Origin of the sequence: Pseudomonas chlororaphis, from assembly GCA_001023535.1 — a bacterium.
Classification (GTDB): domain Bacteria; phylum Pseudomonadota; class Gammaproteobacteria; order Pseudomonadales; family Pseudomonadaceae; genus Aquipseudomonas; species Aquipseudomonas chlororaphis_E.
Window position 1 is genome coordinate 3,401,949 of the sequence record CP011020.1, and the last position, 16,673, is coordinate 3,418,621.

14 protein-coding genes and 4 tRNA genes are annotated in these 16,673 nt (G+C 62.8%); 1 reads left to right on the forward strand and 17 read right to left on the reverse strand.

Going from position 1 to position 16,673, the window contains the following annotated elements; translation table 11 throughout:
- Window positions 1-82 precede the first annotated feature (82 nt).
- The 3 genes from VM99_15085 to VM99_15095 form a co-directional block, all read right to left on the reverse strand.
- A complete protein-coding gene (locus VM99_15085) occupies window positions 83-703 on the reverse strand; it encodes a hypothetical protein (protein AKJ99330.1) in 621 nt (206 codons plus the stop codon).
- Between the two features lie 99 nt (window positions 704-802).
- A complete protein-coding gene (locus tag VM99_15090) occupies window positions 803-1,045 on the reverse strand; it encodes a hypothetical protein (GenBank protein AKJ99331.1) in 243 nt (80 codons plus the stop codon).
- Between the two features lie 291 nt (window positions 1,046-1,336).
- Window positions 1,337-1,413, reverse strand: a tRNA-Val gene (locus VM99_15095).
- A gap of 183 nt (window positions 1,414-1,596) precedes the next feature.
- Between VM99_15095 and VM99_15100 the strand changes: the two genes are divergently transcribed.
- Complete coding sequence (locus tag VM99_15100) at window positions 1,597-2,880, forward strand: gamma-glutamylputrescine oxidoreductase (protein ID AKJ99332.1); 1,284 nt, start codon at window positions 1,597-1,599, stop codon at window positions 2,878-2,880.
- A gap of 188 nt (window positions 2,881-3,068) precedes the next feature.
- Here VM99_15100 and VM99_15105 read toward each other — a convergent pair.
- From VM99_15105 to VM99_15170, 14 genes are all read right to left on the reverse strand, one after another.
- Window positions 3,069-3,145: transfer RNA gene (locus VM99_15105), tRNA-Asp, on the reverse strand.
- A gap of 87 nt (window positions 3,146-3,232) precedes the next feature.
- Window positions 3,233-3,309: transfer RNA gene (locus tag VM99_15110), tRNA-Asp, on the reverse strand.
- Window positions 3,310-3,367: 58 nt separating this feature from the next.
- A tRNA-Val gene (locus VM99_15115) sits at window positions 3,368-3,443 on the reverse strand.
- Between the two features lie 103 nt (window positions 3,444-3,546).
- Window positions 3,547-4,320, reverse strand: a complete 774-nt coding sequence (locus tag VM99_15120; protein AKJ99333.1) for an oxidoreductase — start codon at window positions 4,318-4,320, stop codon at window positions 3,547-3,549.
- Window positions 4,317-5,528, reverse strand: coding sequence for an O-succinylhomoserine sulfhydrylase (locus VM99_15125; protein ID AKJ99334.1), 1,212 nt, complete (start codon window positions 5,526-5,528; stop codon window positions 4,317-4,319). The genes VM99_15120 and VM99_15125 overlap by 4 nt, the downstream gene beginning before the upstream one ends.
- 50 nt (window positions 5,529-5,578) lie before the next feature.
- Window positions 5,579-7,084, reverse strand: a complete 1,506-nt coding sequence (locus VM99_15130; GenBank protein ID AKJ99335.1) for an amidophosphoribosyltransferase — start codon at window positions 7,082-7,084, stop codon at window positions 5,579-5,581.
- A gap of 41 nt (window positions 7,085-7,125) precedes the next feature.
- Window positions 7,126-7,686, reverse strand: coding sequence for a colicin V production CvpA (locus VM99_15135; GenBank protein AKJ99336.1), 561 nt, complete (start codon window positions 7,684-7,686; stop codon window positions 7,126-7,128).
- A gap of 90 nt (window positions 7,687-7,776) precedes the next feature.
- The gene (locus VM99_15140; GenBank protein ID AKJ99337.1) at window positions 7,777-8,439 is read right to left on the reverse strand and encodes a cell division protein; all 663 of its coding nucleotides are present in this window, start codon (window positions 8,437-8,439) and stop codon (window positions 7,777-7,779) included.
- Window positions 8,423-9,730 (reverse strand): folylpolyglutamate synthase, encoded by a 1,308-nt coding sequence (locus tag VM99_15145; protein AKJ99338.1) that lies wholly within the window; start codon window positions 9,728-9,730, stop codon window positions 8,423-8,425. The genes VM99_15140 and VM99_15145 overlap by 17 nt, the downstream gene beginning before the upstream one ends.
- The gene (locus VM99_15150; protein ID AKJ99339.1) at window positions 9,727-10,647 is read right to left on the reverse strand and encodes an acetyl-CoA carboxylase subunit beta; all 921 of its coding nucleotides are present in this window, start codon (window positions 10,645-10,647) and stop codon (window positions 9,727-9,729) included. The genes VM99_15145 and VM99_15150 overlap by 4 nt, the downstream gene beginning before the upstream one ends.
- A gap of 257 nt (window positions 10,648-10,904) precedes the next feature.
- On the reverse strand, window positions 10,905-11,537 hold the full coding sequence (locus VM99_15155; protein ID AKJ99340.1) for an N-(5'-phosphoribosyl)anthranilate isomerase: 633 nt from the start codon (window positions 11,535-11,537) through the stop codon (window positions 10,905-10,907).
- Between the two features lie 63 nt (window positions 11,538-11,600).
- Window positions 11,601-12,425, reverse strand: coding sequence for a pseudouridine synthase (locus tag VM99_15160; protein ID AKK01768.1), 825 nt, complete (start codon window positions 12,423-12,425; stop codon window positions 11,601-11,603).
- A 368-nt stretch (window positions 12,426-12,793) separates the two neighbouring features.
- Entirely contained in the window at window positions 12,794-15,409 is a 2,616-nt protein-coding gene (locus VM99_15165; GenBank protein AKJ99341.1) for a peptidoglycan-binding protein, read from the reverse strand.
- Window positions 15,410-15,617: 208 nt separating this feature from the next.
- Window positions 15,618-16,628 carry an aspartate-semialdehyde dehydrogenase gene (locus VM99_15170; GenBank protein AKJ99342.1) on the reverse strand — a complete coding sequence of 337 codons (1,011 nt, stop codon included), beginning with the start codon at window positions 16,626-16,628 and terminating at the stop codon, window positions 15,618-15,620.
- Window positions 16,629-16,673 lie beyond the last annotated feature (45 nt).

Here is a 16,673-nt window from a genome sequence, read left to right on the forward strand (position 1 = left end):
GCCCGGCAAGGAAGACCGCATAGCTGAATACCTGATGGGGCCGACCAATAGTGCGCCAGGTCAGGCTGGCTTTAGGTTGCTTTCATTTGTCGAGATTTAGCATCTCGCACATCCGCTCCCCTAACATTCCACGTAACCACGCACTATGAAACTCAATGTTTTCCAGCGAGGTACCGTGCGCTAACGGGTATTCGAAAACCTTACCCTTCGCCCCCCGATAAGCGACGAGAAAATAGCCATCGTGATCAAACGCTGCGAGCACGCAAGGACGGATGTGAATGATTTGGCTAAATGGCACGCGCACTTCAGTGGCTTTTAGGCCACGACGAGTGATGGTGAGGGTCAACATCTGCTGGTTTTCGTCAAACGTGAAAGCCCGCACTTGAGGCGCAGGGACAATCCACGCAAAGAACGCACCGATGAACACTGCACTGGCCAGCATTAACAGAATAAAGGATGACCCTGTGAGGCTCTCACCATGGTCAGGCTGCACCCCATGCATGACCTCCGGCCCTGGGAAAAGGAACGTCACAAGCCCATAGGCCGGTAAAAGCAGAAGCAACGCAAGAGAGAAGCCAAAAACGCCCATGCCATTGCTTTCGATAATGGGTATTTCAGGACCGTAATACCAGATAGGTGGGTGGGCAGTGCCCGGCACGCCAGCAGGTGCTGCTGTAACGCTAGCGGGTCTTCGATGATTCATCTGGCTGTCTCAAGGATTGCGGCGCAGACGTTACCACTACTAGCGGACAGCCTGGAAACGGATCACGGGACTTTTTTCAATATGTCGCCCCATCCATTCTCACTTTTCCGGGGTGATCAGATCATCACTCGAGCGGCCATCCAAAGCTGGCATCGGGTCTATTTGAACTCCAGCCACGACGCTCGCAAGAGCCGTGTAGGCGGAACCAACCCGAGAAAAGGCTTCCTTCCAAAGGCAACCTGAGACCTCGCCAGCAACCACCAGCATCATCATTTTGGTTGTGGCGGCGTCCAGCTCTAAAAGTGACTGGTGTGCTTCGAATCGAAAGGTGTCATTGGACATGGTAAACCGTTTGCCCCCCTGCTCTTAGCAGCGGCGCCTCCTGCCTGAGTTCTTGCGGGTTTGCCCCAACAGTTATACACCTAACGCTTCGTACAAGAACAAGTGGTTCGTCTATGACCAAGCAATATCCGGAAGGGAATGGGGGAAAAGACGATTGAGTACGTCGAGGTGGGCGCCGAATTGGCGTTCTGAGGTGGGGGTTTTGCAAGAGTTTTGCAAATGGCAGAAAGCAAAAAGGGGCTACCGTTTCCGGTAACCCCTTCTAGACCGCCCAGCAGAGCGGATTTTGTTTGGTAGGCGCGATTGGACTCGAACCAACGACCCCCACCATGTCAAGGTGGTGCTCTAACCAACTGAGCTACGTGCCTGCTGTGAGGCGGCATTCTACGGAATTCCAAAGGGGTGTCAACACCTTTTTTTCACCTAACCCTATGAATATGCAAAATATTTAATTTCGCCCACGCGACGAAGATATTGCAGTGGCTGGCGGCCGATTTTTATCTCGGGTAGGATCGGCGCATTCGTAAAAAATATAAAACAGAGGTTGCAGAATGGCGAACACATCCTACCCAGCGTCCTATTATGCCGCGTCGGCCAACCCGGCTCCGTCGCGCCCAGCCCTGCAGGGTGAGGTCGAGACGGATGTGTGTGTAATCGGTGCGGGGTACACCGGCCTGTCCTCTGCGCTGTTCCTGCTGGAAAACGGCTTCAAGGTCACCGTCCTTGAAGCGGCCAAGGTGGGCTTCGGTGCGTCGGGTCGCAACGGTGGGCAGATCGTCAACAGTTATAGCCGTGACATCGATGTGATCGAACGCAGCGTCGGCCCTCAACAGGCGCAATTGCTGGGCAATATGGCGTTCGAGGGCGGACGGATCATTCGGGAACGAGTGGCCAAGTATCAGATTCAGTGCGATTTGAAGGACGGTGGCGTGTTTGCCGCCCTGACCGCCAAGCAGATGGGCCACCTGGAGTCGCAGAAGCGCTTATGGGAGCGTTTCGGGCATACCCAGCTGGAGTTGCTGGACCAGCGTCGCATTCGCGAGGTGGTGGCTTGTGAGGAGTATGTTGGCGGCATGCTGGACATGAGCGGCGGGCATATCCATCCACTGAACCTGGCCTTGGGTGAAGCAGCGGCCGTCGAGTCGCTCGGCGGGGTCATCCATGAGCAGTCACCTGCAGTGCGTATCGAGCGCGGCGCCAGTCCCGTCGTGCATACGCCTCAGGGTAAGGTCAGGGCCAAGTTCATCATCGTGGCCGGCAATGCTTACCTGGGCAACCTGGTGCCGGAACTGGCTGCCAAATCCATGCCGTGCGGCACCCAGGTGATCGCGACCGAGCCACTGGGGGACGAGTTGGCCCACAGTCTGTTGCCGCAGGATTACTGTGTCGAGGACTGCAATTACCTGCTCGACTACTACCGACTGACCGGCGACAAGCGCCTGATCTTCGGGGGTGGCGTGGTGTACGGCGCCAGGGACCCGGCGAACATCGAGGCCATCATCCGACCGAAAATGCTCAAGGCGTTTCCTCAGCTCAAACAGGTGAAGATCGACTACGCCTGGACCGGAAACTTCCTACTGACGTTGTCGCGTCTTCCTCAGGTCGGGCGCCTGGGGGACAACATCTACTATTCCCAGGGCTGCAGTGGCCATGGCGTGACGTACACGCACCTGGCAGGCAAGGTCCTGGCCGAGGCGCTACGTGGTCAGGCTGAGCGTTTTGATGCGTTTGCCGACCTGCCCCACTACCCGTTCCCCGGCGGCCAACTGCTGCGTACGCCGTTTGCGGCGATGGGTGCATGGTATTACGGGCTGCGGGATAGACTTGGGTTCTGAGGCCAGCGCCCTAGCGTTCGCAGGACCACAGAAGGGCTGCCAAGCAGCCCGCCGGGCACGGCAAGCAAAAAGCCGAATGACAGAAACAAAAAACCCCGGTCTTTCGACCAGGGTTTTTGCTATCGATCAGAAGAGGCGCTTGGCGCTCTTCCTGGCTTCAAGGCGTTCAGTGGGCCTCGAAGCAGATATGGCGCAGCGGACGGGACTCGAACCCGCGACCCCCGGCGTGACAGGCCGGTATTCTAACCGACTGAACTACCGCTGCGTATCGCTGTGGACTTGCGTCCAGTTAACTCGTCTGACCAGCCCCTTGGGATTGATCTCGAACCAGGCGAACCTGCTTCGGAAAATATGGCGCAGCGGACGGGACTCGAACCCGCGACCCCCGGCGTGACAGGCCGGTATTCTAACCGACTGAACTACCGCTGCGCGTCGGTGGAGGCTTTTGACAGCTTCCATCTTGCTTTCGCAAGACTCTCTTGAAACATGGTGGGTGATGACGGGATCGAACCGCCGACATTCTGCTTGTAAGGCAGACGCTCTCCCGGCTGAGCTAATCACCCTTTGCTTTGCTGAGGCCGCGAAATTTACGCAGGTACCGAAGCTAAGTCAATAGCAGGGTTGAAGTTTTTTCAAAACAGTTTCAAGCGCCGCGCGCCCATGGACTTATTTGTAAATCATCTTCTTGGTCATGCCGCCGTCCACCACGAACTCCTGGCCCGTGACAAAACCGGCATTGCGCGACAACAGCCATGCCACCATCGCCGCCACGTCCTCCACGGTCCCTACCCTGCCCGCCGGATGTTGGGCGTGATCGGAATCGGTGAGTGGCTCTGCACGGCGCTGCGAAGGGTCGCGCGCATCGATCCAGCCAGGACTGACGGCATTGACGCGGATCTCCGGCCCGAGGCTGATTGCCAGGGCATGGGTCAGGGCCAGCAGGCCGCCCTTGCTTGCCGCATAGGCTTCGGTGTCCGGCTCCGATTGTGCGGCGCGGGTCGAGGCCAGGTTGACGATCGCGCCGTTGTGGGCACGCAGGTACGGCGCACAATGCTTGGCCAGCAGCATCGGCCCACCCAGGTTCACCGCCAGGACCCGATTCCAGTAGGCCAGGTCCAGGCTTTCCAGGGTGATGTTGTGCGGGTCGGCAATGGCCGCATTGCACACCAGCGCGTCGAGACGGCCGAACTGGCCAAGCACCTCGGCGATACCGGTGGCGACCTGCGCCTCGTCCGCCACGTCCATGGCGATGAACCAGGCGTTGTCGCCCAGGGTCTTCGCAACCTTGGAACCGCGCTCTCGATCCAGGTCGGTCAACACCACTTGCCAGCCTTCGCAAATTAACCAGGCAGCAATGCCCAGGCCGATGCCCCGCGCGGCCCCCGTGACCAGTGCAACCCGGCCGTGAGTGCCGCCCGGCGGCGTTGCCAACTCGATCACAAGGCCGCCAACCCGCGACCCAGGTCGGCTTGCAGGTCGGCCACGTCTTCAAGGCCGACCGCAACGCGAATCAGGCTGTCACGAATACCCGCCGCTTCACGCTCCTGGGGCGACAGGCGACCGTGGGACGTGGTGCTCGGGTGCGTAATGGTGGTCTTGCTATCGCCCAGGTTGGCGGTGATGGAAATCAACCGGGTCGCGTCGATGAAGCGCCAGGCGCCCTCCTTGCCCCCCTTGACCTCGAAACTCACCACTGCACCAAAGCCGCGCTGCTGGCGCTGGGCCAGGTCATGCTGCGGATGGCTCTTGAGACCGGCGTAATGGACCTTCTCGATGCCGTCCTGCTGCTCCAGCCATTCGGCCAGGGCCTGGGCGTTGGCACAGTGCGCCTTCATGCGCAGGCCCAGGGTTTCCAGGCCCTTGAGGAAGATCCAGGCGTTGAACGGGCTGAGGGTCGGCCCGGCAGTGCGCAGGAACCCCACCACTTCCTTCATCTGCTCGCCGCGACCGGCCACCACGCCACCCATGCATCGGCCCTGGCCGTCGATGAACTTGGTCGCCGAATGCACCACCACGTCAGCCCCCAGTTTCAGCGGCTGTTGCAGCGCCGGGGTGCAGAAGCAGTTGTCGACCACCAGCATGGCGCCCTTGGCATGGGCGACTTCCGCCAGCGCGGCAATGTCCACCAGCTCGGCCAAGGGGTTGGAGGGCGATTCAACGAACAACAGCTTGGTGTTGGGCTTGATCGCCGCGTCCCAGCCGGACAGGTCCGCCAGGGGCACGTAGTCGACTTCCACGCCAAAGCGCTTGAAGTATTTTTCGAACAGACTGATGGTCGAACCGAAGACACTGCGCGAAACCAGGACATGGTCGCCGGCGCTGCACAGGCTCATCACCACCGCCATGATCGCCGCCATGCCGGTAGCGGTAGCGACCGCTTGCTCGGCGCCTTCCAGGGCGGCAATGCGCTCTTCGAAAGCGCGCACGGTCGGGTTGGTGTAGCGCGAGTAGACGTTGCCTGGCACCTCGCCGGCAAACCGCGCTGCCGCATCGGCGGCCGTGCGGAATACGTAGCTGGAGGTAAAGAACATCGGATCGCCATGTTCGGCTTCCGGTGTGCGGTGCTGACCCGCGCGCACCGCCAGGGTGTCGAACGCTACGCCCTCAAGGTCGCTGTCCAGCCGACCGGCATCCCAATCCTGACTCATGCTGCCACTCCTTCAAATCGCAAACCGGCCCCTCGGGGCCGGTTCGTCACTCAGTTGTTGTACAGATCGATGATCGCACTGACCGCCTGGGTCTTGGCCTTGGACGCATCGTTACGCGCGTGCTCGATCCGGTTCAGGTAGGCCTCGTCGATGTCGCCGGTGACGTACTTGCCGTCGAACACCGCGCAATCGAACTGCTCGATCTTGATTTTGCCGCCGCCCACCGCTTCGATCAGGTCCGGCAGGTCCTGGTAGATCAACCAGTCGGCGCCGATCAGGTCGGCCACGTCCTGGGTGCTGCGGTTGTGCGCGATCAGTTCGTGGGCACTCGGCATGTCGATGCCGTAGACGTTCGGATAACGCACCGCCGGAGCGGCCGAGCAGAAATACACGTTCTTGGCGCCGGCTTCGCGGGCCATCTGGATGATCTGCTTGCACGTGGTGCCGCGTACGATGGAGTCATCCACCAGCATCACGTTCTTGCCGCGAAATTCCAGCTCGATGGCGTTGAGTTTCTGGCGTACGGATTTTTTCCGCGCAGCCTGGCCCGGCATGATGAAGGTACGGCCGATGTAGCGGTTCTTCACGAAGCCTTCGCGGAACTTGACGCCCAGGTGGTTCGCCAACTCCAGGGCCGCCGTGCGGCTGGTGTCCGGGATCGGGATGACCACGTCGATGTCATGGTCCGGGCGCTCGCGCAGGATCTTCTCGGCCAGCTTTTCGCCCATGCGCAGGCGGGCCTTGTAGACAGAGATGCCGTCGATGATCGAGTCCGGGCGCGCCAGGTAGACGTGCTCGAAGATGCAGGGGGTCAGGCTCGGGTTGGTCGCGCATTGGCGGGTGTGCAGCTTGCCGTCTTCAGTGATGTAGACCGCTTCGCCTGGGGCCAAGTCGCGAATCAGGGTGAAACCGAGCACGTCCAGGGACACGCTTTCGGAGGCGATCATGTACTCGACGCCTTCGTCGGTGTGACGCTGGCCGAACACGATCGGACGAATGCCGTGGGGATCGCGGAAGCCGACGATACCGTAGCCGGTGATCATCGCCACCACCGAGTAGCCGCCGACGCAACGGTTATGCACGTCGGTCACCGCCGCGAACACATCTTCCTCGGTAGGCTGCAGCTTGCCGCGCTGGGCCAGCTCATGGGCGAACACGTTGAGCATCACTTCCGAGTCGGAACTGGTGTTGACGTGGCGCAGGTCCGATTCGTAGATTTCCTTGGCCAGCTGCTCGACGTTGGTCAAGTTGCCGTTGTGCGCCAGGGTGATGCCGTATGGCGAGTTGACGTAGAACGGCTGGGCCTCAGCCGACGTCGAGCTGCCCGCCGTCGGATAGCGCACGTGGCCGATACCCATGTGGCCGACCAGGCGCTGCATGTGACGCTGGTGGAACACGTCACGCACCAGGCCGTTGTCCTTGCGCAGGAATAACCGGCCGTCATGGCTGGTCACGATACCGGCAGCGTCCTGGCCGCGGTGCTGGAGCACGGTTAGCGCGTCATACAGCGCCTGATTGACGTTCGACTTACCGACGATACCGACGATGCCACACATGCGACGCAACCCCTACTTAATGGATCTGAACTGAACAGCACTCACTGCGGCGTTTTGGCCATCGGCAAGAGCTGCTCCTTGAACGGTATTTCAGCGGGTACGCTGATACCGCTGGCAAGCCACTGACTGCTCCAACCCAGAATCAGGTTTTTAGACCAGTCTGCGACCAATAGAAATTGTGGCACGAGCCGGGACTCCTGCCACCACGTATCCTGCTGCACCGGCCCCAGGCTCAGGAGCCCGACGGCCACGACCACCAGCAACGCGCCACGCGCCGCGCCGAAGGCCATGCCCAGGAACCGGTCCGTCCCGGAAAGCCCGGTGACGCGAATCAGTTCGCCGATCAGATAATTGATCATTGCGCCGACCAGCAAGGTGGCGATAAACAAGATGGCACAGCCCGCGATCACGCGAGCCGACGGGGTTTCGATGTATCCGGCGAGGTACTGGGACAGCGAGCCACCAAACATCCAGGCCACGACTCCCGCGATGATCCAGGTCAGCAGCGAGAGGGCTTCCTTGACGAAGCCTCGGCTCAGACTGATCAAAGCGGAGATGGCGACGATCGCAACGATCGCCCAGTCAACCCAGGTAAATGGCACGGTGCAGCCTGCAGACGGATAAGGCGGCGCATTTTAGCAGAGCCCAGGGCTGTCGGTAAGCTGCGTGATTCAAATCAGCTAAATCGCCGGTCAACCACGCTCTGGCTGGAAACGTACCACGAAACCCTTGAGGTTCTGCTGGCGCCCGAGCAGGTCACGCAGGCGATCGGCCTCGGCGCGCTCGATCAACGGCCCGACAAATACCCGGTTCTTGCCATCGGCGGAGCGGATATAAGCGTTGTAGCCCTGGCTGCGCAGGTTTTTCTGCAAGCTTTCAGCACTTTCGCGACTGGTCAGGCTGGCCAGTTGCACCGACCAACTGACCGACAGGCCGTTGGCATCCACACGGCTTTGCGTGGTGTCCGGCTTGGCGGGTGCGGCGGTAATCGGCTGGGTCGGGGCCGGCTTGACGGCAGGCGCCGCCGGAGCAGGCGTCGGCGCGACGACCGGTTTGCTCGGCGCTGGCGCAGCGGGTGCGGGTGCGATAGGCGTCGACGGCGCAGCTGGCTGCTGCGCCAGCTCCTCGTCACTCGGTACAGGTTCCTGGGGCAGTGCCTGTGGTTCAGGCACCGCCACCGGCTCTACCTGCACGGGCGGCACGGCAGGCGCCTGGGGCGCAGCCGGCGCATCCACCGTGATCTGGCGCTGCTCGTCCTGGCGGGAAAACAGCATCGGCAGGAAAATCACCGCCAGGGCCACCAACACCAGGGCACCGACCATGCGCTGCTTGTACGCCTTATCCAGCATTGCCATCTGCCGCGTCCTCCGTGGAGCGCCGGGCCAGCCATTGAAGGGCCTCGGCAACACAAAAAAATGATCCGAACAACAGGATCTCGTCATCGGCCGTCGCCGCGGCGCACTGCCCTTCCAGCGCGGCGGCCACACTGCCATAGCTTTGTACAGCAGCACCGTGACGCTGCAAAGTGGCCTGCAACTCGGTCGCCGGACGCGAACGCGGCGAGTCCAGCGGCGTCACCGCCCATTGCTGGACACTAGCACCCAACGCCTCGACAACGCCATCCAGGTCTTTGTCGGACAGCAGTCCGAATACCGCCAGGCGCCGCCCCACGACCGGCCGCCGGGCCAGACGCTCGGCCAGGTACTGCGCGGCATGGGGATTGTGCCCGACATCCAGCAACAGGTTCAGGCGCTTGCCCTGCCACTCGAACTGGCGACGATCCAACCGCCCGACAACGCGCGTTGCCTGCAACGCCTCGGCAATCTGCCCCGCCTCCCACGGCAAGCCGAGCAGCAAGTAGGCCTGAAGCGCCAGCGCGGCGTTTTCCATCGGCAGGTCCAGCAGCGGCAGGTCACGCAGTTCCACTGGCTGGCCCTGGGCATCGCTGCCGCGCCATTGCCAGTGCTGCTCGGTCATTGCCAGGTCAAAATCCCGCCCACGCAGGAAGAATGGGCAGCCCAGCTCGCGGACCTTGTCCAGCAGCGGTTGAGGCGGATCGAGGTCGCCGCAGAGCGCAGGTGCGCCCTGGCGAAAGATACCGGCCTTCTCGAACGCCACGGATTCGCGGGTATCGCCCAGGTAATCGGCATGGTCCACGCCGATGCTGGTGACCAAGGCGATGTCGGCGTCCACCAGGTTGACCGCATCCAGGCGCCCGCCCAGGCCGACTTCCAGCACCACGGCATCGAGGCCTGCCCGAGCGAACAGCCAGAACGCCGCCAGGGTGCCCATTTCGAAATAGGTCAGGGAAGTCTCGCCCCGCCCGGTTTCCACCGCGGCAAAGGCTTCGCACAGTTGGGCGTCAGTGGCCTCGACGCCGTTGACCTGCACCCGCTCGTTGTAGCGCAGCAGGTGCGGCGAACTGTAGACACCGACGTTCAACCCCTGGGCCCGCAGCAGCGAGGCCAGGAAGGCGCAGGTCGAACCCTTGCCGTTGGTGCCGGTAACGGTGATGACCCGGGGCGCCGGCTTGGCCAGTCCCATGCGGGACGCTACCGCTTGCGAGCGCTCCAGCCCCATGTCGATGGCCGACGGATGCAACTGCTCGAGGTAGGCAAGCCAGTCGCCCAGGGTACGTTGGGTCATAGGCCTGCAGGCACCGGCGGAACCACGATCGGCTCGACGGGAGCGGCGACGAACTTCGGCGTCGGCAGCCCCATCAGTTGCGCCAGCAGGTTGCCCAGGCGCGGACGCAGTTCCTGGCGATGGATGATCATGTCGATGGCACCGTGCTCCAGCAGGAATTCGCTGCGTTGGAAGCCTTCGGGCAGTTTTTCACGCACGGTCTGCTCGATCACGCGTGGGCCGGCAAAGCCGATCAGCGCCTTAGGCTCGCCGACGATCACGTCGCCCAGCATGGCCAGGCTGGCGGAGACACCGCCGTAGACCGGGTCGGTCAGCACCGAGATGAATGGAATGCCTTCTTCACGCAAGCGTGCCAGCACCGCGGAGGTCTTGGCCATCTGCATCAGGGAAATCAGCGCTTCCTGCATCCGCGCACCGCCGGAGGCGGCGAAGCAGATCATCGGGCAACGGTTTTCCAGGGCATGGTTGGCGGCACGAACGAAACGCTCGCCAACGATGGCACCCATGGAACCGCCCATGAAGGAGAACTCGAACGCCGAGACCACCACCGGCATGCCCAGCAAAGTGCCGCTCATGGACACCAGGGCGTCTTTTTCGCCGGTCTGCTTCTGGGCAGCGGTCAGGCGGTCCTTGTACTTCTTGCCGTCGCGGAACTTCAGGCGGTCCACCGGCTCCAGGTCGGCGCCGAGCTCTTCACGGCCCTCGGCGTCCAGGAAGATATCGATACGGGCACGCGCACCAATGCGCATGTGGTGGTTGCACTTGGGGCACACGTCCAGGGTCTTTTCCAGCTCCGGGCGATACAACACCGCTTCGCAGGAAGGACATTTGTGCCACAGACCTTCAGGCACCGAGCTTTTCTTCACCTCGGAACGCATGATCGAAGGGATCAGTTTGTCTACTAACCAGTTGCTCATGCTTTCTTTCTCCAGTACCGGCGGCCCGAACGCTCTGGTTCGCGGCCCCGAGTATGCCCTTGAGCTAAATTCATTGTGCGGCGAGGGCCGAAGGGCCACCACGGTCAGCGCGAGACATGACCTGCGTGCAACCCAACCTTCCTCAGCCATCCCGGCAACCGCTTCATCGTGGTTGCCACTACGCTATCGGCCCACCCGGAGGCGGTGCCTGCCTGCTGTGTACAGTGCAGGTATGGACGGCGGCAGTCTGCCAGCCGTCACATTGGCGACTGGCTACTGCGTACAGCCGCCATGAACGCGCGAATCCTTGCCGGATCCTTGATCCCCTTGCCCTGCTCCACGCCGCCGCTCACATCGACCGCATACGGACGAACCTGGCGAATGGCCTCGGCCACATTCTCTGCCGTCAGGCCACCGGCCAGGATAATCGGCTTACTCAGCCCCTTGGGCACCAGTGACCAGTCGAACGCCTTGCCAGTACCCCCGGGAACGCCTTCCACGTAGGTGTCCAGCAAAATACCGCTGGCTCCGGCGAAGGTCTCGCATGCGGCGGCGATGTCATCGCCCGCCTTGACTCGCAACGCCTTGATGTACGGGCGGTGCCAGCCCTCGCAGTCCTCCGGGGTTTCGTCGCCATGGAACTGCAACAGCGCCAGCGGCACCGCATCGAGTATCTCGCCCAGCTCGCAACGACTGGCATTGACGAACAGCCCGACCGGGGTCACGAACGGCGGCAAGGCCTGGATGATTGCCCTCGCCTGCTGCACCGTCACCGCCCTCGGGCTCTTGGCGTAGAACACCAACCCGATGGCATCGGCTCCGGCCTCGACCGCCGCCAACGCGTCCTCGACGCGGGTGATCCCGCAAATCTTGCTGCGAACGGCCGACATGTCGTGAAAACTCCAAGGCAAATCCGTGAAAGTCCCGGATGGTAGCAAATGCTGCGAAAGGCGTCAGCCGTCGAGTTCCGAGAAGCCGGTGAGGAAATGTGGCCCGATGTAACGCTCGGGCAACTCGAATTCATCGCGGTATTCCACCTGCACCAGGTACAGGCCGAACGGATGCGCGGTCACCCCGCCGGAGCGGCGGATACGGCTGTCGAGCACTTCCTTGATCCACTCCACCGGGCGTTCGCCGGCGCCAATGGTCATCAGCACACCGGCAATGTTGCGCACCATGTGATGCAGGAATGCGCTGGCGCGGATGTCGAGCACGATCATCTTGCCGTGCCGCGTCACGCGCAGGTGATGCAGCTCCTTGATCGGCGACTTGGCCTGGCACTGGCCGGCGCGGAACGCGCTGAAATCATGCACACCGACCAGATACTGCGCCGCCTCGGCCATGCGCTCGACATCCAGTGGACGGTGGTTCCAGGTGATTTCTTCGTTCAGGTGCGCCGGGCGGATCTGATCGTTGTAGATCACATAGCGATAACGCCGGGCGATAGCCTTGAAGCGCGCGTGAAAGTGCGCCGGCATCACCTTGGCCCAACTGACGCTGACATCGTGCGGCAGGTTGATGTTGGCGCCCATCACCCAGGCCTTCATCGAGCGCTCGACCTGGGTGTCGAAATGCACCACTTGGCCGCAGGCGTGCACGCCCGCGTCGGTACGACCGGCACAATGCAGCGACACCGGCGAGTCGGCGACTTTGGACAGCGCATTCTCGAGGGTTTCCTGCACCGTCAGCACACCAGAAGCCTGGCGCTGCCAACCTCGATAACGCGAGCCTTTGTATTCAACGCCCAGGGCGATCCGGAAAAAGCCGTCGGCCGCCATTTCGGCGGCCGGATTGTCTATGTTTGCCAAGGAATTACAGCCTGCTGAGGGACGCAAAGGCGGGCATTATAAGGCCGATGGCTTGGGATGCCAGTCCGGCGGGTGATCTGTGTTGAATGGGCTGGCGCTATCGCGAGCACGCTTGCTCCCACAGGGGTTCAGATGGTTTTCAGACCAAGACAAGTCCTTGTGGCGAGGGAGCTTGCTCCCGCTCGAGTGCGCAGCGCTCGCAAAAGTGCTCGACGTGCCATGGAGAGGCCTGCTTCGCAGCCCAGCGGGAGCAAGCTCCCTCGCCACAAGAGCAGCGCAAATGACCCACAAACAAAAACGGCAGCCTCACCGGCTGCCGTTTTTGTATAACCACTGATTCACGCCAGCCGCGACAACATCTCCTGCGCTTCGCTCTTCTGCGTAGCATCGCCTTCGCTGAGGACTTCGCCGAGGATGTCGCGGGCGCCGTCGTTATCGCCCATGTCCATGTAGGCCTGGGCCAGGTCGAGCTTGGTCGCCACCTCGTCGGTGCCGCTGAGGAAGTCGAAATCCGGCTCGTCCTCGGCGCCGGCCAGCGCATCTTCGGCGGTGAAGGTTGGCTCGCTCAGGCTGTCCGACAGGCGGTCCAACTCGGCATTGACGTCGTCCAGCTCGGACTCGAAGGCATCCTTCGGCGCGCCAGGGACATCCATTTCATCAGCCAGGGACAGGTCGAAATCCGCGGGCAGCTCGAGATCGTCGGACGGAGTGTCGAGCAACGCAGGCGCATCGGCCGGCGGCAAGTCGAAGCCCTTGAGGTCGTCGCCCAGGTCCAGCAGGAAGTCCTCGTCATCGAGGGCTGCGGTCGGGGCCGGGGTATCGGCGCCCAGGTCCAGGTCGAACTCGGACAGGTCATCGAGGCTCTGGTTGGCTTCGGTCTGCTGCTTGAGCACCGACTCGAAGCTCAGGTCGTCGTCTTCCGGGAATGCATCCAGCTCGGCGATCGGCTCGGCGGCCGGTGGCACCGGCGTCGTTTCCAGGTCATCCAGGCTCAGGTCAAAGGCACTGTCCAGCTCCTCATCGGACAACGGCTTGTCTTCCAGCAGGTCCTTGACGTACTGCGCATCCAGCTCGGCGGCCAGTGCCGCCGCAGCCAGGCCGGCGCCGGTCGCCACGACCATGGCAGGGAAGCGGCTCTTGAGCTGCTCGACCTGGGCGTAGTTGTCGCCGTTGGCCACGAGCTGGCGCTCCTGGGCGACGAACGCATCACGATCGCCTTGCTGGCCGTAGACTTCCATGAGTTTCAGGCGCAGGTCACTGCGCTGGGGTTCGGCCTTGATGCCTTGTTCCAGCAGGTCGGCGGCCTGGTTCAGGCGACCGCGGTCGATGTGGGACTGGGCCAGGGGCAGCACGTCATCCGAAGGCTCGGCGGCCGGCGCCACCAAGGGTGCGGCGATCGGCGGCGTGACGATCACCGGGGCAACGAGCGGGGCCGGCTTGGGCACTGGCGCAGGCGCCGGTTTTGGCTCGAGTTTGACGCTGGGAGGTGGAACTTCAATGCCCTCGAAGCTGCTCGGGGGCAGATCGAGCTCCGGGGAGAAGTCGGCCTCCTCCTCGAGGGCTCGGGCCATGCGCAAATGTTTCTCGGCTTCCTGCTGGGCCTTGCGGCGGCGGGCGAGCAACAACAGCAGCAACAGCAGGATCAACACGCCGCCGCCCACCAGGCCCAGCAGGACCGGGTTGGTCAGCAGATCGTTGTACTTCTGCTCATTGGAAGCCGCCGGCGCTGGCTCGATCGGCGTGGCCGGCGGTGTCGCTTCCGGGGTGGCGGCCGGTGCGGGAGCAGCCTCGGGCGCGACAGTCGGAGCCTGCGCCCCCGGCGTTTGCGCAGCCGGTGCGGGGGTCAATTGCGCGGACATCGCCGGGGCCGCTTCACCCGCAGGCGGCACTGCGCCACCTTCGGCCTGCATCTTGGCCAGCTGATTGTTCTTCAACTCGATCAGGCGTTGCAGCTTGTCCAACTGGCTTTGCAGGTCGGCCATGCGGCTTTTCAGCTCTTCGTTGTCCCGGCGGGCCGAATCGAGGCTCTCCTGGGTCACCGCCAGCTTGTTGCTCAGCGCCTGGGCATCACCGGCAGCGCCCTTGCCCTTGCCGCCCGCCTTCGCCGACTCGGCCGACACCAGGCTCAGGTTATCGCGACCAGCGGTCTGGGCCGGCGCGCCTTCACCGCGGCCACGCCGGGTTGCATCCAGCTGTTGCTGGCCCGCACCCGCCACGCCACGCCGCCCCGAACGCCAGGCGGCGTTCTGCGCGGCGACTTCGGCAATGGCCTGGGGCTGCGGCAGCGCGGTGCTTTGCACCGAGTCCGGCAAGCGCAGCACCTGGCCGGTCTTGAGCAGGTTGATGTTGCCGTTGATGAATGCATTCGGATTCAACGCCTGGATCGCCAGCATGGTCTGCTGGACCGACCCGCCGTTGCGCACCTTGGCGGCGATTTCCCACAGGGTATCGCGCGGCGTGGTGGTGTACTGGGAAGGCTTGGTGGCACCGGTGACCGGCGTGGACACCACCTGAGGCGGTTTCGCCCGGGCAGCATCCGCCGCCTGCGGGGAGAACTTGGACGGGTCGAGCAGCACGCTGTAGTCGCGCAGCAGGCGACCGTTGGGCCACATCACCTGCACCAGGAACTTGACCATCGGCTCGGACAGCGGCCGGCTGGAGGTGACCCGCAAGACGCTCTTGCCATTGGCGTTGATCACCGGCGTGAAGCTCAGGTCGTTGAGGAAGGCTTGGCGGTCGACGCCGGCCTTGGCGAAGTCTTCGGGCGAGGCCAGGCTCGGCACGACTTCGGCGGCGGTCAACTGCTGGACGTCGAGCAGCTCGATCTCGGCGACCAGGGGCTGGTTCGGCGTCGACTTCAGGGTCAATTCCCCAAGCCCGAGCGCCTGCGCCATACCGGAGGACAGCGCCGAGGCGGCCGCTATTGCTAACACCAGTTTGCGAACTTGAACCATAGCCTCTTCCTTTGTTTGAACATTCCTCGGCCAGCGAGAAGGTATTGATGCCGCTGCCGTAAGGCATTGCGCGCAGCCCCGAAGCGACGGTGCGCGCGATCGTTTCACTCATGTCCCGGGAAGCCCCCGGAGGGAGGTTCGCCTTCAGCTCTCTGGCCAAGCATAGCGCCCAGCTAGAACCATTCGACAAATTGACGCCAAGTATCTTTTACAGCAAGTCTTTTATCAACAACTCAGCGACCTGCACCGCATTGAGCGCCGCGCCTTTGCGTACGTTATCTGACGTCAGCCACATATTTAGTTCAGCCGGATCGTCGATACCCAGTCGCACACGCCCGACGTAGACCTCATCCTGCCCCACCGCATCGCCCACCGGCGTCGGGTAGTCGCCCGCCTCCACGAGCTCGATACCCGGCGCAGCTTCGAGGGCCGCATTGACCTTCGCCAGGTCGACGGCATCGGCCGTCTGCACCGTCACGCTAAAGCTATCGCCAAAAAACACCGGCGCTTGAATGCAAGTACCGGAAATCTTTAACAAAGGTTGCTCCAGCACCTGGCGCAATTCGCGCACCAGGCGCTTTTCCAGCAGCGTGTGACCCTGCTCGTCCGGCGTACCGACCTGGGCCAGCAGGTTGAACGCCATCTGCCGATCGAAAAAGGTCGGCTCCAACGGGCGGGCGTTGAGCAGTTCGGCGGTCTGGCGCGCCAACTCGTTCACGGCGACACGGCCCTGGGTGGACACGGCGAGGTGGGCGGTCACGCTGACGCGCTGCATCACCAGACACTCGCGCAGCGGCGCCAGCGCCATGGCCAGTACCGTGGCCGAAGCGCTCGGGCTGCTGACCTGGAAAGGTTTTGCCAGGCCGGCCAGCACCTGGGCGTTAGCTTGCGGCACGATCTGCGGCGCCTGCTCCGGCGGCAACGCACCGGACAGATCGACCAACGCACAGCCGGCCGCCGTGGCACGCGGGGCGAAACTCAGGGTCACCGCCGGGCCTGCGGCGAAAAACGCCAGTTGAACCTTGCTGAAATCAAATTCAGCGACCTCCCGCACCCGCACGTTCTTGCCACGAAACAGCACCGAGCTGCCGGCCGACTCGCTGCTGGCCAGCAAATGCAGGTTGCCGATCGGGAAATCGCGCTCTTCGAGAATCTGGACAAGGGTTTCGCCGACAGTACCGGTGGCGCCGATCACGGCAATATCAAAGGACTGGCTCATGGGTCTACCTCAGGTAACACGGGGGGAGCGGCACTTTACCGGGTG

What these genes read in the sequence shown, in the direction of transcription:
- VM99_15140 (AKJ99337.1), bottom strand. Translation starts at nt 8,439, where the DNA reads ATGGCAATGCTGGATAAGGCGTACAAGCAGCGCATGGTCGGTGCCCTG.
- VM99_15170 (AKJ99342.1), bottom strand. Translation starts at nt 16,628, where the DNA reads ATGAGCCAGTCCTTTGATATTGCCGTGATCGGCGCCACCGGTACTGTC.
- VM99_15165 (AKJ99341.1), bottom strand. Translation starts at nt 15,409, where the DNA reads ATGGTTCAAGTTCGCAAACTGGTGTTAGCAATAGCGGCCGCCTCGGCG.
- VM99_15100 (AKJ99332.1), top strand. Translation starts at nt 1,597, where the DNA reads ATGGCGAACACATCCTACCCAGCGTCCTATTATGCCGCGTCGGCCAAC.
- VM99_15130 (AKJ99335.1), bottom strand. Translation starts at nt 7,084, where the DNA reads ATGTGTGGCATCGTCGGTATCGTCGGTAAGTCGAACGTCAATCAGGCG.
- VM99_15150 (AKJ99339.1), bottom strand. Translation starts at nt 10,647, where the DNA reads ATGAGCAACTGGTTAGTAGACAAACTGATCCCTTCGATCATGCGTTCC.
- VM99_15145 (AKJ99338.1), bottom strand. Translation starts at nt 9,730, where the DNA reads ATGACCCAACGTACCCTGGGCGACTGGCTTGCCTACCTCGAGCAGTTG.
- VM99_15085 (AKJ99330.1), bottom strand. Translation starts at nt 703, where the DNA reads ATGAATCATCGAAGACCCGCTAGCGTTACAGCAGCACCTGCTGGCGTG.
- VM99_15125 (AKJ99334.1), bottom strand. Translation starts at nt 5,528, where the DNA reads ATGAGTCAGGATTGGGATGCCGGTCGGCTGGACAGCGACCTTGAGGGC.
- VM99_15160 (AKK01768.1), bottom strand. Translation starts at nt 12,425, where the DNA reads ATGGCGGCCGACGGCTTTTTCCGGATCGCCCTGGGCGTTGAATACAAA.
- VM99_15090 (AKJ99331.1), bottom strand. Translation starts at nt 1,045, where the DNA reads ATGTCCAATGACACCTTTCGATTCGAAGCACACCAGTCACTTTTAGAG.
- VM99_15155 (AKJ99340.1), bottom strand. Translation starts at nt 11,537, where the DNA reads ATGTCGGCCGTTCGCAGCAAGATTTGCGGGATCACCCGCGTCGAGGAC.